The organism is Devosia sp. (genome assembly GCF_040509215.1).
In the GTDB taxonomy this organism is placed as follows: Bacteria; Pseudomonadota; Alphaproteobacteria; order Rhizobiales; family Devosiaceae; genus Devosia.
This window is the reverse complement of sequence record NZ_JBEVLL010000055.1, coordinates 1-16,966: the sequence shown is the minus strand read 5'-3', so window position 1 is coordinate 16,966 and position 16,966 is coordinate 1. Positions and strand designations below refer to the sequence as shown.

General features: G+C 62.1%; 10 protein-coding genes, 1 pseudogene and 1 riboswitch. Of the genes and pseudogenes, 10 read left to right on the top strand and 1 reads right to left on the bottom strand.

Annotated elements, in window-relative coordinates; genetic code table 11:
• Window positions 1–64: 64 nt before the first annotated feature.
• The gene (locus ABW043_RS03020; RefSeq protein ID WP_353919759.1) at window positions 65–1,096 is read right to left on the bottom strand and encodes a LacI family DNA-binding transcriptional regulator; all 1,032 of its coding nucleotides are present in this window, start codon (window positions 1,094–1,096) and stop codon (window positions 65–67) included.
• 249 nt (window positions 1,097–1,345) lie between these two features.
• On the opposite strand from ABW043_RS03020, the gene ABW043_RS03015 reads away from it, so the two are divergent.
• The 10 genes and pseudogenes from ABW043_RS03015 to metH form a co-directional block, all read left to right on the top strand.
• Window positions 1,346–3,334 carry an ABC transporter substrate-binding protein gene (locus tag ABW043_RS03015; protein WP_353919758.1) on the top strand — a complete coding sequence of 663 codons (1,989 nt, stop codon included), beginning with the start codon at window positions 1,346–1,348 and terminating at the stop codon, window positions 3,332–3,334.
• A gap of 74 nt (window positions 3,335–3,408) precedes the next feature.
• Window positions 3,409–4,401, top strand: a complete 993-nt coding sequence (locus tag ABW043_RS03010; RefSeq protein WP_353919757.1) for an ABC transporter permease — start codon at window positions 3,409–3,411, stop codon at window positions 4,399–4,401.
• Between the two features lie 9 nt (window positions 4,402–4,410).
• The gene (locus tag ABW043_RS03005; RefSeq protein WP_353919756.1) at window positions 4,411–5,559 is read left to right on the top strand and encodes an ABC transporter permease; all 1,149 of its coding nucleotides are present in this window, start codon (window positions 4,411–4,413) and stop codon (window positions 5,557–5,559) included.
• A 4-nt stretch (window positions 5,560–5,563) separates the two neighbouring features.
• Window positions 5,564–7,627 (top strand): ABC transporter ATP-binding protein, encoded by a 2,064-nt coding sequence (locus ABW043_RS03000; protein ID WP_353919755.1) that lies wholly within the window; start codon window positions 5,564–5,566, stop codon window positions 7,625–7,627.
• Window positions 7,628–7,646: 19 nt separating this feature from the next.
• Complete coding sequence (locus ABW043_RS02995; RefSeq protein ID WP_353919754.1) at window positions 7,647–8,624, top strand: Gfo/Idh/MocA family protein; 978 nt, start codon at window positions 7,647–7,649, stop codon at window positions 8,622–8,624.
• Window positions 8,625–8,736: 112 nt separating this feature from the next.
• Complete coding sequence (locus ABW043_RS02990; RefSeq protein ID WP_353919753.1) at window positions 8,737–9,849, top strand: FecCD family ABC transporter permease; 1,113 nt, start codon at window positions 8,737–8,739, stop codon at window positions 9,847–9,849.
• The gene (locus tag ABW043_RS02985) at window positions 9,846–10,874 is read left to right on the top strand and encodes an ABC transporter ATP-binding protein (protein WP_353919752.1); all 1,029 of its coding nucleotides are present in this window, start codon (window positions 9,846–9,848) and stop codon (window positions 10,872–10,874) included. The genes ABW043_RS02990 and ABW043_RS02985 overlap by 4 nt, the downstream gene beginning before the upstream one ends.
• Window positions 10,871–12,055, top strand: a complete 1,185-nt coding sequence (locus ABW043_RS02980; RefSeq protein WP_353919751.1) for an ABC transporter substrate-binding protein — start codon at window positions 10,871–10,873, stop codon at window positions 12,053–12,055. Before ABW043_RS02985 ends, ABW043_RS02980 begins: the two co-directional genes overlap by 4 nt.
• Before the next feature lie 74 nt (window positions 12,056–12,129).
• Window positions 12,130–12,322, top strand: a riboswitch (cobalamin riboswitch).
• Window positions 12,323–12,518: 196 nt separating this feature from the next.
• Window positions 12,519–14,411 (top strand): TonB-dependent receptor plug domain-containing protein, encoded by a 1,893-nt coding sequence (locus tag ABW043_RS02975; RefSeq protein WP_353919750.1) that lies wholly within the window; start codon window positions 12,519–12,521, stop codon window positions 14,409–14,411.
• A 221-nt stretch (window positions 14,412–14,632) separates the two neighbouring features.
• A pseudogene (gene metH, locus ABW043_RS02970) lies at window positions 14,633–16,966 on the top strand (methionine synthase); the annotation flags it as partial.

Sequence of the window (16,966 nt, the reverse complement as noted above, 5' to 3'; positions counted from 1 at the left end):
CGCACGTTTTCGTCGGGGCGGTGGTTCTGGGTGACCAGTATAGGATGTCGCGGCGTGGTGGGGATTAGTTCTCGAGCGGAATGGTAGAGGCGCGCTGGATGAGGGTGTTTTCGAGCACAACCTGGCGCGGCGAGTTGCTGGCTTCGCGCATATGGCCAATCAGTGTCATGGCAGCGATTTGGCCCATTTCGTGGATCGGCTGGGCGATGGTCGACAGGGTTGGGAAGGTGACGGCGGATTCCAAGACGCCGTCATAGCCGAGGATCGAAAGGTCGCGCGGCAGGTCGAGGCCGAGCGCGTGGGCGGCGTGCATGACGCCGATGGCGAGCATGTCGGTGGTGCCGAAAATGGCGGTCAGGCTGGGGTTTCCGGTAATCATCGCGGCGCCGGCTTCGCGGCCGACATCAAAGCTGGCGGTCTCGAATGGCTGGGAGAAGATGATCTCGACATCGGTCGCGAGATCCTGTGCAGCCTGACGAATGCCGCGGACGCGCTCGCTGCCGACGTCCTGGCTGCCGCCCTTTTGCGCAACGCCGCCGGCGACGACGCCGATCTTGCGATGGCCCAGTTCGATCAGGTGGCGCATGCCCTGGTAGCCGCCCGAAAAGTTGTCGCAGACGACCGAGCTGATCGCCGGGATCTTGGGCTTCATGTCAACAAAGGCGACGGAAATACCGCGCTCTCGCAAGAGGTTGACCTGCTTGGTCGTGCGCGATGTGGTGCCTGATGGCCGGATGATGACGCCCTGCACGCGCATATCCAGCATGGTTTCGAGATAGGCCTCTTCGCGCTCGGCATCGCCATTGGTCGAGCACAGCAACACGCGGTAGCCCTGGTCGAACATGGTGGTTTCGATGGCATAGGCGAGGGCGCTGGAGAATGGGGTGCGTTGCTGGCGCAACAAAACCCCCACGATATTGGACTGTTGCGTGCGGAACGAGCTGGCAAGGCCATTGCGGCGATAGCCTAGCGTATCGATGGCCTTGTTGACCGCGTCGCGCACTTCCGGGCGCACATGAGCATAGCCATTGACGACGCGCGACACGGTCGCGATCGACACGTCGGCCAGCTTCGCGACGTCCTTTATGGTTACCACTTGGTTAGCACACTGTTCACGTCGAGAATGACCGGAAGGCCTTTGCGATAGCACTTTGCTGATCGCGCCACCATGTCGATTTTCCTATCTTGTATTGAAAACGTTTACAAGATAGCGTCACCAAACCGATAGATGTGGGTACTAGTGACGAGGGGCAAAAGCACCCTCAGGAAGGTGAGGCTTCCGGCTCCAAACCCACCGGCCGGACCTCGGAGGATGCGAAGTGTTCATTTCGTGGGAGGGAAGCAAATGCAGATGGTACGTTTTGGCGTAACGCGGCTCATGGCGGCGTCGCTGCTGTTGAGCGCGTCGACTTTGCCTGGCGCGGTGGTGCTGCCGGCTCAGGCACAAGATAGTGCTGCGGTTTGTGCGAGCGGTTTTACCGAGGCGCCGCAGCTCAAGGCGCAGGTTGATGCTGGCACGCTGCCGGCAGTGGCCGATCGCCTGCCGGTCGAGCCGCTGGTGATCCAGCCGGCCGAGGAAGTCGGCGTCTATGGCGGTCAGTTCATCGATAGCTGGGGCGGCGGCAATCTCGCCGATATCCGCCAGTTCGGCTATGAGCCGCTGGTGCGCTGGAGCGTCGATGGCTCGGAAGTTGTGCCCGGCATCGCCAAGAGCTGGGATATCAGCGAAGACGCCCGCAGCTACACTTTCCACCTGCGCGAAGGCATGAAGTGGTCGGACGGCCAGCCGTTTACCGCCGATGACATCGTCTTCTGGTGGGATCGCGTCGAGAACAATATCAAGATCACCACCGGCGGGCCGCGTGGCGAGCTCAAGAACAATGGCGCCGTGCCGACGGTGACCAAGGTCGACGATTACACCGTCACCTTTGCCTATGAAGAGCCGAACGGCCTCTTCCTGCAGAACATGGCCGGCCCCTATGGCCAGCGCGCCGTGCAGTTTCCCAAGCACTATATGGAACAGTTCGACATCGACCTGAATCCCGATGGGGTGGCCGAACTGATGAAGGCTGCCGGGGCGACCGACTATGCCGCCTGGTGGAAGGGCAATGTCGGTTCGTACAATGACGCGGCTCAGTTCAACGACCCCAAGCGCCCGTCGGTCCACGCCTGGATCGGCACTGATACGCTGCTGGGCAAGGAACGCGTGACCTTCGTTCGCAATCCCTATTATTTCGCCGTCGACCCCTCCTGCCAGCAGCTCCCCTATATCGATGAGCGCGTCTGGGCCGTGGCGGCCGATCCGGAAGTCACATTGCTGCAGGCGATCCAGGGCCAGATCACCATGTCGCCGCGCAATGTGTCGACGCCGCAGAACCGCGCCGTGTTCTTCGACAACCAGGCCGCGGGCGACTATCGCCTGATCCCGGCGACGAGCTGCGACTACAACACTGCCGTGCTTGGCTTCTCCGTGACGCATCCCGATCCGGTCAAGGCCGAGGTTTTTGGCAACAAGGACTTCCGCGCCGGCGTGTCGCTGGCCATTAATCGCCAGGAAATTATCGACACGATCTATCTGGGGCAGGGCGAACCCTTCCAGCCGGCGCCGCTGCCGAATTCGCCCTTCTACAACGAGAAGCTGGCCAAGGAATTCACCGAGTTCGACCTGGCCAAGGCGGCCGAGCATCTCGACAAGATCATCCCCAAGGACGCCAGCGGCGTTCGTGTGGGGCCCGACGGCAAGCCGTTCAAGTTCTCGGTCGAGATCAATGCCGACTTCAAGCCGGATACGGTCGACGCCTTCCAGCTCATCGAACGCACCTGGAAGCAGGCTGGCCTCGATGTGACGGTCAACTATCACTCGGACGAATTGTTCGGGAATGCGCGCGCCAAGCCTGAAGCCGACGCGGCCGTGTGGGTGGGCGAGAATGGTTGCGGCCAGTTGCCGCTGCTCAATCTCGGTCGCTTCATGAACGACTATGGCTACTGGTCGCTGGGCAACTGGTCTGGCTGGGCTGCTTGGGACATGAAGCGCCTCAACGCCGATGCCACACTGCCCGACGGCTGGAGCCCGGTGGAGCCGCCTGCCAATGTGCAGCGCCTCTATGAACTGCGCTCGACCATTCCGACGACCGTGGGCGAAGAGCAGGCCGCGCTGATGCAGGAATTCACCGACCTTCTGGCCGAAGAATTCCTCACCATCGGGATCGCCAACCCGGCGGGCTATTACCGCTCGGTCAAGAACAACCTGCACAATGTGCCGGCTGAACTGATCGAAGGCTGGCTCTATCCCGGCCCGGCTCCGGCGAATTTCTCGACCTTCTTCTTCAAGTAAGTTCATTCCCGCAAACGGGACAGTCGCGGGCTACCGCGGCTGTCCGATTTGGGTTTGTATGAAAGGAGACCGCGATGGGTTCATTCATGGTGCGCCGGATCATTTATGCGATCCCGGCGCTCATCGCGGTGTCGCTGATCTCGTTTCTGGTCATCGCCATTCCGCCCGGCGACTATGTCACGCGCCTTGCCGAAATGTCGGCGGCCGCTGGCGATATCATGCCGCTGGCCGAGCAGGAGGCGATGCGCAGGGCTTATGGGCTCGATCTGCCGTTGATGGTGCAATACTGGAACTGGATCACCGGCGTCGTGCTGCGCGGCGACTTTGGCTATTCGTTCTCGTTCAACCTGCCGGTGAAAGACGTCATCTGGCCGCGGCTGGGGCTGACCATCGTGTTGTCGGTGGCGAGCCTGCTTTTCATCTGGGTCGTCGCCATTCCCATCGGCATCTATTCGGCCGTGCGGCGCTATTCGGCCGGCGATTATCTCGCGACCTTTCTGGGTTTTCTGGGCCTCGCCATTCCCAATTTCCTGCTGGCGCTGGCGGCGATGTATATCGCCTTTGCCTGGTTCGGCGTGAATGTCGGTGGGCTGTTTTCGCCGCAATATGTCGAGGCGCCGTGGAGTTGGGAGCGGGTTCTCGATCTGCTGGCGCATCTCTGGCTGCCGATGATGGTGCTGGGCACTGCCGGCACGGCGAGCGTCATTCGCGTGATCCGCGCCAATCTCCTCGATGAGCTGCACAAGCCCTATGTCACCGCTGCCCGGGCCAAGGGGAAGGGCGAGTTTGCGCTGCTGATGAAGTACCCGGTTCGCCACGCGCTCAATCCATTTGTCTCGGGGCAGAACGACATTTTCGTCGACATCGTTTCGGGCGGCACCATCGTCGCCATCGTCATGGGCCTGCAGACGACCGGGCCGCTACTGCTCGACGCGCTGCGGACACAGGACATGTACATGGCCTCGAGTTTCATCCTGATGCTCTCGGTGCTGGTGGTGATCGGGACGCTGCTCAGCGACCTGCTGCTCGCCTGGCTCGATCCGCGCATTCGGTATCAGCAGGGTTAGGGGGCGGCCATGAGCGCATTTGACGAATCCACGGGCCTTGTCGCTCCCATCGCGAAAACCCATCGGCGTGGGCGCGGCTTTGATGGCCATTGGGCGCTGGTGTGGCAGAAATTCCGGCGGCACAAGCTGGGCGTCGCAGGCGGCATTGTCGTCATTCTCGCCTATCTCGTGGCGGCCATTCCCGAGTTTTTGGCGCCGGTGACGCTGGAGGCCTACAACCCGGCTTACACCTATGCGCCGCCGCAGCCGGTGCATATGGGGCGCGATGACGGGACCGGCTGGACCTTTGGGCCGCATGTGAACGCCTACAAGTCCGAGATCGACTACAATTCGGGCCGCCGCACCTTTGTCGAGGACGAGACGCAGCCGATCTATCTCGGCTTTTTTGTCGAGGGCGAGAGCTACAATCTCCTCGGCCTCATTCCGACCAATCGGCACCTCTTCGGGCCGGTCATCGAAGGGCAGCCGTTTTTCCTGTTCGGCGCTGACCGGCTGGGGCGGGATATTCTGAGCCGCACGATTTATGGCACGCGGATTTCGATGACCATCGGTCTCATCGGCGTGGCGCTGAGCCTTGTTTTCGGCATTCTGATCGGCGGGATTTCTGGGCTGTTTGGCGGGGTGACGGACAATGTCATCCAGCGCTTCATCGAGTTCATTCAATCGGTGCCGGCCATTCCGCTCTGGATCGGGTTGGCGGCGGCCATTCCGGCCAGCGTGCCGCCTTTGCAGGTCTATTTTCTCATCACCATCATTCTTTCGGTGTTGGGCTGGACGAGCCTGGCGCGTGTCGTGCGTGGGCGGTTTCTCGCCATGCGCAACGAGGACTTTGTGAAGGCCGCGCGGCTTGATGGTTGCGGGCCGGTGCGGATCATTTTCCGGCACATGCTGCCGAGCTTCCTCAGCCACATCATTGCGACGGTGTCGCTGGCCATTCCCGGCATGATCCTGGCGGAAACGGCGCTGAGCTATCTCGGCATCGGGCTGCGGACGCCGATCGTGAGCTGGGGCGTGCTGCTGCAGGAGGCGCAGAATGTGCGCACCATTGCTTCGGCGCCCTGGCTGCTGCTGCCCGGCGCAGCGGTGGTGATTGCCGTTCTGGCGCTCAATTTCCTCGGCGATGGCCTGCGCGATGCCGCCGACCCCTATGCGGATTGAACTCATGGAAAATCTCGTAGAAATCCGCGATCTGCGCATTACCTTTGCCCAGGCAATCGACGTGGTGCCGGGGCTCGACCTCGATATTCCGGCGGGCAAGACGCTGTGCCTTGTGGGCGAAAGTGGCTGCGGCAAGTCGGTGACGGCCAAGGCCATTTTGCAGGTGATCGATCATCCGGGGCGCGTCTCGGGCGGCTCGATCAATCTCAGGTGGCCCGATGGGTCGGTGCTCGATATTGCCAAGGAAAAGCCGACCAGTCCGGTGATGCGGCAGGTGCGCGGCGGCGATATCGCGATGATCCATCAGGAGCCGATGAGTTTTCTGTCGCCGCTCTATACGATCGGCAACCAGATCAGCGAAGCGCTGATGCTGCATCGCAAGATCAGCGAGAAGGAAGCGCGGGCCGAGGGCATAAAAATGCTCGAAGAGGTCGGCATGCCCGACCCGGCGCGGCGCTACGATAGCTACACGTTCCAGCTTTCGGGCGGGCAGCGGCAGCGGGCGATGATCGCCATGGCGCTGATCAACAAGCCGCGGCTTCTTATAGCCGACGAGCCGACGACGGCGCTCGATGTGACGACGCAGGCCAATATTCTGGACCTGCTCGGCGAGCTGCAGCGCGAGACTGGCATGGGAGTGTTGTTCATCACCCATGATCTTGGCGTGGTCGCCGAAATCGCCGACGAGGTGGCGGTGATGTATCTGGGGCGCATCGTCGAGCGGGCGCCGGTCAAGGAGCTGCTGGAGAACCCGAAACACCCCTATACCAAGGGGCTGCTCGCCTCGATGCCGCGGCTCGATGGGGATTTCAAGGCGCCGCTGAAGGCCATTCCGGGCATGGTGCCGCCACCGGCTCTGCGACCCGCAGGGTGCTCGTTCCATCCGCGCTGCGAATGGGCGCGCAAGGATATGTGCGGGCATGTTGCCGTGCTCGAAACCGATCTCGGGCAGAACCATATGGTCGCCTGCCACGCCTATGGGCCGCAGGCCCACAAGTTCTCGCGGGCGAGCAAGGCGGCCGAGGTTGCCACCGCCAGGGTCGTAGCGAAGAAGACGGTTGGAAAGCCGCTGCTGAGCATCAGGAACCTGCATAAGCATTTTGCCATTCGCGCGGGGTTCTTCCAGCGGCAGGTCGGCGCGGTGCGGGCGGTCAATGACATCTCGCTCGATGTTTTTCCAGGGGAAACGCTGGGGCTGGTCGGCGAGAGCGGTTGCGGGAAATCGACCCTGGGGCAGACGCTGGTGGGGCTGCATCGGGCCGATAGCGGCGCGGTGCAATTTGCCGATATCGACGTGCGCGCGGCGCGGGGTGCCGAGGCGAAGCGGCTGCGGACGGATATCCGCATGGTGTTTCAGGACCCGACGGGTTCACTCAATCCGCGTATGCGGGTGCGCGACATCATCGGGGAAGTGCTGCAGGTCAATGGCAATCATTCGGCGGCCGAAATCGAGGACAAGGTGCAAAACCTGCTCTCGCGGGTCGGGCTGAGCCCGGACTATGCCGAGCGCTATCCGCATGCCTTTTCGGGCGGGCAGCGGCAGCGCATTGCCATAGCGCGGGCGCTGGCTTCGGACCCGAAACTGGTGATTGCCGACGAGGCGGTTTCGGCGCTCGACGTTTCGGTGCAGACGCAGATCATCAATATGATGAAAAAGCTGCAGGCGGAGATGGGACTGACCTATGTCTTTGTCAGCCACGATCTCGGCGTCATCGCCAATATCAGCGACCGGGTGGCGGTGATGTATGCCGGGCGGATCGTCGAACTGGGAGAGACGGACCAGATTTTCCGCAACCCGCGGCATCCCTATACCGAGGCGCTGCTGGCGGCCATTCCGGGGCGCGGGGCGCGAAAGACCGGACCGCGCATTCGCCTGACGGGGCATGTGCCGGACGCGAGCGCGCCACTGAAAGGCTGTGCCTTCGCCGATCGCTGCCGCTATGTCACCGACGCCTGTCGGGTGACGGTGCCGGAGCTGCGCGGGACAGGGCACCTTGACGCGTGCCTCCGCTCGGAGGAATTGAATCTACGTCCGGTGACGACAGTGGAAGCGCTGGTGCCGGCCTGAGTTGAGGAGCTCACATTCTATGGTTTTGCGTCTAGGCGTCATCGGCGCCGGTTTGAAGGCTGCCGATTACGCGCAGGGTTGGGCGAAGATGAGCGACGTGGAGATCGTCGCCGCTGCCGAGGTTAGCCCGGCCTCGCTCGCCCGGTTTTGCGGGGTTTGCGAGGCGGCCGGTGCAGCGCGTCCGCGGGAATTTTCGAGTGCCGACGACATGCTGGCGGCCATGCAGGGGCAGATGGACGCGGTCTATGTGTCGACGCCGCATGTCTTCCACGGCGCCAATGCGCTTTCGGTGGTCGAAGCGGGCTATGACCTGCTGCTCGAAAAGCCGATGGTGACGACGCAGGACGAGGCTCTGGCGCTGGTCGAGGCCGAGAAGCGCACGGGCCGCACGATTGTCATTGCCTTCCAGGGTGGGCTTTCGCCGCTGGTGCATGACACGCGCGATCGGGCGCGGCGTGGCGAGTTCGGCGAACTGGTCAGCGTCAATGCGTCGATCTGGGAAGGCTGGTCGGACAGCTATGCGGGCCAGTGGAAGCAGGACCCGGCGATTTCCGGCGGCGGCTTCATGTTCGATACCGGCGCCCACATGATGAACACGGTCTGCGTGCTGGCCGATGCCGAATTTGAGCGAGTCTCTGCCTATGCGAACAATCGCGGGCTGCGGGTGGACCTGGCGACGGCAGTGGCGGCGCGGCTCAGCAATGGCGCGTTGGTGACCTTCAACGCGGCCGGCGAAGGCCCGCCGGGCTGCGCTTCGGCCATCACGTTCTTTTATTCGAAGGCCATCGTGCGCATCGATGCCTGGGGCAAATGGCGCGAGATCGCCGGCGTGCGTGAAGAGGGCGAGGTGCGCGATACCCCGATCCAGACCTTCATGGCCGTGCGCGATGGGCGGCTGGCCAATCCTTCTACGGTCGCCAATGGCCTGCGGTTTGCCAAGCTTTGGGACGCGATCAAGTTTTCGGCGGCGCGGGATGGGGATGGTGTGAGCGTCTAGTATGGGACGCTGTTCACACAGAAATTCGCGCTAATCTGCTTTAGCGGATCGCATGATTGCACTTTTGGTCTTACCAACAGACGATCATGTCGATCCGTCCAGCGGTTTTCTGATGACACGCAATCACCAAGAGCAGCCCCGCGATGGTCGCTATGATGCGGCCATTCCCGCTTTGGTCGCGTCGATGCGGACACGGCATGGTCTGGTTCTTGGCCTTGCCGTTCTCCTGCTCGTGGCCGCCTTTGTCGCCGCGATCTGCTACGGGTCGACGTCGATACCGCTGCAATCGGTCATCGGCGCCTTGACCGGCCAGCCCGCCGGCGGCAATCCGGATTTTGACATCGTGCGCTCCATTCGCTTGCCGCGCGCCATAACGGCGTGCCTGGCCGGGGCGGCGCTCAGCGTTGCGGGCCTCCAGATGCAGACGCTTATGCGCAATCCGCTGGCCGATCCATTCGTTCTCGGCATCACGTCGGGCGCGAGCCTCGGCGTGGCGCTGGTCGTCCTCGCCTCGGGCACGGCCATCGGCGCGTTCCTGTCGAGTGGCATGGGTCTTGGTGGTGGCTTTGCGATTGTGGGAGCGGCGACGCTGGGCGGGCTGCTGGTGCTCGCGCCGGTGCTGGCGATTTCTTCCCGGCTGCAAAATCCGTCCACGGTGCTGATCTTTGGCTTGATGACCGGTTACGCGGTTTCCGCCTTTGTCACCCTGCTCGTGGCCGGCGCGCGGCCGGACCAGCTTGAGCGTTGGATCGCCTGGGGTTTTGGCTCGTTCAGTGCTGTCACCTGGACGGAGTTGCAGGTGCTGGCTCCGGTCGTGGCGTTGGGCCTCGTCGTCGCCTGTCTCAGTATCAAGCCGCTCAATGCCCTGCTGTTGGGCGAAAACTATGCCCGTTCCATGGGGCTCAACACCCGGGCGATGCGGCTTTTGACCATGGCGGTGGCCTCCATGCTTGCGGGCGTCGTTACGGCCCTTTGCGGGCCCATCGGCTTTCTTGGCGTTGCGGTGCCGCATATGGCCCGCGCCATGCTGAAATCCTCGGACCATCGTGTTCTCGTGCCGGCGACGATCCTGCTCGGCGCGCTCACCGCGCTTTTGGCGCAGTTGGTTTCACTGCTGCCCAGCCAACTTGGCGTCCTGCCGCTCAATGCCGTCACGGCGCTGATCGGCGCTCCTGTTGTGGTGTTCGTCATCCTGCGGTCGCGCAACGGGGTGTTTGCGGGATGAGCCGGTTGCTCGAAACCCGCGACCTCACCGTCGGCTATCGCAGCCGCGGGCAGACGCGGGCCGTTCTCAGAGACATCAATGTGCAGGTCGCCCCCGGCGAGCTGATCTGCCTCCTCGGCGTCAACGGCATCGGCAAATCGACGCTGATGCGCACTTTGGCCCGTATGGAGCCGGCGCTTGCCGGGTCGGTCGAGATCAATGGCACCGACATCACCCGCATGTCGCAATATGATCTGGCGCGCCATGTTGCCGTGGTGCTCACCGAGCGAGTTGCCATCGGCTCCATGCCGGCTTTCAAGCTGGTTGAACTGGGCCGCTACCCGCATGTCGGGTGGTCGGGGACTCTTTCAGGCGCAGATCGCGAGATCGTTCGCGACGCGATCGTCGCGGTTGGTGCAGAGGATCTGGCGCATCGCGAAATCACCGAGCTTTCGGATGGCGAGCGGCAGCGCATCATGATCGCCAGGGCGCTTGCGCAGCGGCCCGCCGTGCTGCTGCTCGATGAGCCCGCCGCCTTTCTCGATGTTTCGGCGCGAGTCGAAATGATCGCTACGCTGCGCAAGCTGGCGCGGGAGCAGAATGTTGCGGTTGTTCTCTCGAGCCATGATCTTGAGCTGTCGCTGCGCATGGCCGACACCATCTGGCTGATCGACGGGGCAGGACGGCTGCATATCGGCGCGCCGGAAGACCTGCTGGCCGATGGCAGCATCGCCGCGACGTTTTCAGGCCCGAACATCGCCTTTTCGGCTGGGGATCGGACGTTCAAGATCCGCAATCATCGGCACGGCAGGGCTTTCGTCGACGGGGAGGGCGAAGGCGTTGGCTTGGCTCGAACCGTGATGGAGCGCGAGGGTTTTGAGATCATCCATGCGCCCGAGGGCGCCCACGTGACGGTTACCGTCGCCGCTTCCGGCTGGAGCGCTGGGGGACGCAAGGGACAAGGCCTCGGCACCAGCTTTGCCGAACTTGCGCGCTTCGCTCGCGAGGAGGCCGGCGCCACAATTCCAATGGAAATTCAATCGTGACCACTCGCCGTCTTGCCCTTGCTACCATCGGCCTTCTGGCACTTACCCTGCCGGTTTCTGCTGCGTTTGACGCCAAAGGCTGTGTCACCGACTTCGAACCCGGCACCGACTATTTCGAGACCAAGTCCAGCGTCGACTACGCCGACAATTTCTCGGTCGCCTATTTCAACCACTACAAGGTGGTAACGGTCGCGCGGCCTTCGCCCGACGGGCAGAGCGAATCCTATGTGTTGGTGCAATGCGGTACGCCCGAGCCCGAACTGGGCCCCGAGCTTGCCAATGCGCCGCGCATCAGCGTGCCGGTTCAATCGCTCTTTTCCGGCAGCACATCGCAAAGCCCGGCGCTTGTGGCCGTTGGCGGAGTGGGTGCCGTTACCGGCGTGGCGCGGCGGGATTTTATCGCTACGCCAGAGCTGATCGAGCACATGCAGAAGGTTGAGGTCGTCGAATACGAGACCTCCGGCGTGGTCAATGTCGAGGCCGTCGTCGCGGCGGCGCCCGATGTGTTCATGGCGGGCGGTGGTGGCGAGGCAGAAGTGCAGCGCCTTGCCGTGGCTGGCGTGCCGGTGGTCAATTTCGCCGAATGGCAGGAGACCTCGCCGCTGGGGCGCGCGGAGTGGGTCAAGTTCATGGGCGTCTTCTTCAACGCCGAGGGCAAGGCGAACGACGCCTTTGCCGAGGTGGTCGCGCACTACGATGCGGCGCTGGCACTGGTTGCCGATGTTCCCGAGGGCGAGCGTCCGCTGGTCCTGAGCGGGCAGGCTTTCAATGGCGTATTCTTCGCCGCCGGCGGGCAGTCCTTCATGGCGCGGCTGATCCGCGATGCCGGTGGGCGCTATGTCTTTGCGGACGACACCAGCACGGGCAGCTTCCAGATTCGAGATCTCGAGCGGCTGATCGTTGCCGCACGCGACGCAAAGGTCTGGATTCAGGCGTCGATCCACTATTTCACGCTTGCCGATATCGAGGCGGAAGACCCGCGCCTCGCCGCTCTTCCGGCGGCGCAATCGGGCCAGGTCTGGATTCCGGATGCCCTGAAAGGCCCCAATGGCGGGGTGCAGTTCTATGAACTGGGGAGCATGCGGCCGGATATGGTGCTGATGGATCTCATATCGATCCTCCATCCACACAAGACGCCGGGCTACGAGCGCGTCTTCAACCGCTCGATCGCGCTCGACTAACCTCCGGCGCAAAGCGGCTGTTGAAAGAGATATAAGGAAGTCCTTATGTCGTTGACTCTTAACAGGGTCTTCACCATTCTCGTCCCGTCCATGGTCCCCGCGAGGGGATAATAGGGAAGCCGGTGGGGGAGCGATCCCCAGTCCGACGCTGCCCCCGCAACTGTAAGCGGAGACGAAGCCTCTTAGTCCACTGGCCGGTTCGGCTGGGAAGGCGAGGTTTCGGCCTGATCCGCGAGCCAGGAGACCTGCCATGGAAACGGAATCCATATCAGGCTGATCGGGCGGATCGGCGAGAGGACCAGATCGATGACGACAAATCGCATCCGCTTTCTTTCGGGCCGCTAACCGCGGCGCCTAACGCCCCCCCCTATTTTTACTCAGCCTGCGTGTCCCGCCAGCCACTTGTGCACAATTGCACCCGCTGGACCCCGTTGAGCAGCCCCGCCGAAGAAAGCCTCTCTCCATGCGCTTCAAGCCCCACGTCTCGTCCCTCGCTCTCCTCACCGCCGTGCTCGCCACGGCCCTGCCGGCCGCCGCGCAGCAAACGACGCTGGATACCCTCCGCATCACTGCCGCCGGCCTGACGCCGTTCGAAGAGCAGGAGATCGGTCGGTCCTATACGGTGATCGATGGTGACAAGATCCAGCTTTCCGGTACGGCATATGTGGCGGACGTTTTGCGGCAGGTACCGGGCTTTGCCGTGTCGCGGGGCGGTTCGTTTGGCGGCCTGACCGACGTTCGTGTTCGTGGTGCCGAAGCCAACCATGTGCTCGTCCTGATAGACGGTGTACCGGTCAACGAAAACTCTAGTGGTGGTTTTGACTTCGGTCGTCTCGCAGTTGCCAATATCGAGCGCATCGAAATTCTGCGTGGTCCGCAAAGCGCCTTTTGGGGCGCCAACGCGGTGGCGGGCGTCATCAATATCGTGACGAAGTCTGCCAATTCGCCAGGTCTCAGCGGTAGTCTCGCTGGCGAGTTGGGCAGCGACGGGACCAAGATGACCAGTGGCTCGCTCGCCTATGCTCAGGACAACTTCGCTACCTCAGGCTCGCTTACCTTCCGCAACACTGACGGCTTCAATGTTTCTACGGTCGGCACGGAGCTGGATGCCGCAACCCATATCGACGCCAATGCCAGATTTAGTGCCGACATAACTCCACACCTGAAGCTAGACGGTACGGTCCGGTATGGGCGCGTACGCGCGGACGCCGACGACTTCGGTGGCGGCATCATGGTAGATTCGCCGGGAAAAATTGAAGCTGACGAAGTGTTTGGGGGGCTTGGTCTTAGCTGGGTCAGCGAGGACGGGCTTTGGTTTCAGAACGCGCGCGTCAGTGCTGGCAAGATCGACCGAAACTCGTTCGATTTGACATATGACGATATCAATACGAGCACCCGACAAAAGGCATCGTACCAAATCGGCCGGAACTTCGACACGCCTGGCTTCATGGAAGCCAAGCATACCGTCACGATTGGCTACGATCTCGTGCACGAAACGTTCCAGCGGCTCAGCTCACCTTCCATCTTCGATCCGAGCATGCTCGAACTAAAGCAGAGAACCACGCAATCGCTGATCGGCGAATATCGTGGTACCTACTATGATCAGTTGTACCTGACTGCGGCCGTCCGACACGACTTCAACGATAACTTTGCTGATGTCACGACCTATAGCGCGAGTGCGGCGTGGCAAGTTCCCAACACTGGAACCAAGCTGCATGCCTCGCTTGGGACAGGGTCTGCCAATCCGACCTTCTTCGAACAGTTCGGCTATATTCCTGGCCAATTCACGCCTAATCCAAACCTGATTCCAGAGACAAGTTTTGGTTGGGATATTGGCGTTGAACAGGCGTTGATGGATGGCGTTGTTGTGGTTGACGCCACGTACTTCAATCAGACACTTGAGAACGAGATAGCTGAACTCGGGTTCATGCCAAGCACTGTCGTCAACCAAGCGGGCACGAGCACGCGCCAGGGCATCGAGGTGTCTGCGAGTGTGAACGTTCTCAACGGCCTGACGATCGGGGCGAGCTACACCTATCTCGATGCGTTCGATGCCCTGGGCGTTCGGGAAGTCCGCCGCCCCCAGCATTCCGGCTCTATAAACCTGGCCTATAAGCTGGAAGAAATTCCGCTCACTTTGCATGGCGAAGTAGTCTTCGCAGGCGATGCGACTGACACCGCCAAACGCGTGCTTCCGGCCTATGCTGTCGTCAATGGGGGCGTGAATTACCAGCTCAGCGAGCAGGTGGAAGTCTACGGACGCGTCCAGAACCTCTTCGATACCAAGTACCAGGAAGTCTATGGCTACAACACGCAGGGCCGCACCTTCTACGCTGGCGCCCGCGCCAAGTTCTAACTTCCTCACCTCGCCTGTCACCTCGGCCTGCGCCGGGATGCCACGAGTGGGGTTGCTTGAAGGCCGGCGTGAGACCCAGGTCTGCGCCGGCTGCCTCTTCACGACTCTGCCTTCCCGCACCATATCTCGCTCGGCTTTCTTTTCGGGTTAGCACTCGATAAAAGGCCCTCAACACTTGCGAGGTAGTCATGTCGGCAGTTGCTTCCCCCAGCCGCAAAACCCTGGAGCGCCTGGCGCGCGAACGCATCCTTGTTCTGGATGGCGCCATGGGTACGCAGATTCAGGGTCTTGGCCTGTCGGAAGATGACTTCATCGGCCACGGCTCGGGCCACGCTTGCCGGCACCATTCCCATCATCCGCAGAAGGGCAATAACGACCTTCTGATCCTGACCCAGCCCGAAGCGATTGAAGAGATTCACTTCAAATACGCCATGGCTGGCGCCGATATCGTCGAAACCAATACCTTTTCGGCAACGACCATCGCCCAGGCCGATTACGGCATGGAATCGGCCGTGCACGATCTCAACGTGGAAGGCGCGCGCGTCGTGCGCCGCGCGCTCGATCGCGCCACGGCCATCGATGGCAAGCCGCGCTTTGTCGCCGGCGCCGTTGGCCCCACCAACCGCACTGCCTCGATCAGCCCCGATGTGAACAATCCCGGCTTTCGCGCCGTCAGCTTCGAAGACCTGCGCAAGGCCTATTCGCAGCAGGTAAACGGCCTCATCGAAGGCGGCGCCGATGTGATCCTCATCGAAACCATCTTCGATACGCTCAATGCCAAGGCAGCGATCTTTGCCTGCCTCGAAGCCTTTGACGCGAAGGGCGTGGCGTTGCCGATGATGATTTCGGGCACGATCACCGACGCATCCGGCCGCACCCTGACAGGCCAGACGCCGACCGCCTTCTGGCACTCGGTGCGCCATTCGCGCCCCTTCACCATCGGCCTCAATTGCGCGCTCGGCGCCGAGGCGATGCGCCCGCATATGGCCGAAATCTCGGCCGTCGCTGACACCTTTACCTGCGCCTATCCCAATGCCGGCCTGCCCAATGCCTTTGGTGGCTATGACGAAGGCCCGGAGGATACGGCGCGTCAGGTCGGCGAGTTCGCCCGCGAGGGCATCGTCAATGTGGTCGGCGGCTGCTGCGGCACGACGCCCGATCATATCCGTGCCATTGCCGATGCCGTGGCCGGCGTCGCTCCGAGGGTCGTGAATTGAACCGTTATCTGCGTCTTTCCGGTCTCGAGCCCTTCGTCCTCACGCCCGATATCGTCTTCGTCAATATTGGCGAACGCACCAATGTCACCGGCAGCGCACGCTTCCGCAAACTGATCACGGCGCGTGACTATACCGCCGCGCTCGCGGTGGCCCGCGACCAGGTCGAGAATGGTGCGCAGGTCATCGACATCAACATGGATGAGGGCCTGATCGACTCCAAGGCGGCGATGGTTGAATTCCTCAACCTCATCGCCTCGGAGCCCGAAATCGCCCGTGTCCCAGTGATGATCGACTCCTCAAAGTGGGAAGTGATCGAAGCCGGTTTGAAGTGCGTCCAGGGCAAGCCGATCGTCAATTCGATCAGCCTCAAGGAAGGCGAAGAGCAGTTCCGCCACTATGCCAGCTTGTGCATGGCCTATGGCGCTGCCGTCGTCGTCATGGCTTTTGACGAACAGGGGCAGGCCGACACCTATAAGCGCAAGACCGAAATCTGCGCGCGCGCCTACAAGATCCTCGTCGACGAAATGGGCTTTCCGCCCGAAGACATCATCTTCGATCCCAACGTGTTCGCTGTCGCCACCGGCATCGAAGAGCATGACAATTATGGCGTCGACTTCATCGAGGCGACGGCCTGGATTCGCCAGAACCTGCCCTATGCCCATATTTCGGGTGGCGTTTCCAATCTCTCGTTCAGCTTCCGCGGCAATGAGCCGGTGCGCGAGGCCATGCATGCCGTGTTCCTCTACCACGCCATCAAGGCGGGTATGGATATGGGCATCGTCAATGCCGGCCAGCTTGCCGTCTACGACCAGATCGACCCCGAACTGCGCGAGGCCTGCGAGGACGTGGTCCTCAATCGCAAGCCCAAGGCCGGCGGCACCGCCACCGAGCGCATGCTGGAAATTGCCGAGCGCTTCAAGGGTGGGCCGCGCGAGGAAAAGGTCCGCGACCTTGCCTGGCGCGAATGGACCGTCGAAAAGCGCATCGAGCACGCTCTCGTCAACGGCATCACCGAATTCATCGAGGCCGATACCGAGGAAGCGCGTCTCTCCGCCGAGCGCCCGCTCCATGTGATCGAAGGCCCGCTGATGGCGGGCATGAATGTCGTCGGCGACCTCTTCGGCGCTGGCAAAATGTTCCTGCCGCAGGTGGTGAAATCGGCCCGCGTGATGAAGCAGGCTGTGGCCGTTCTTCTTCCCTATATGGAAGAGGAAAAGGCCGCCGGCGGCGATACCAGCCGCCAGTCGGCCGGCAAAATCCTGATGGCGACGGTCAAGGGCGACGTCCACGACATCGGCAAGAACATCGTTGGAGTCGTGCTGGCCTGCAACAATTATG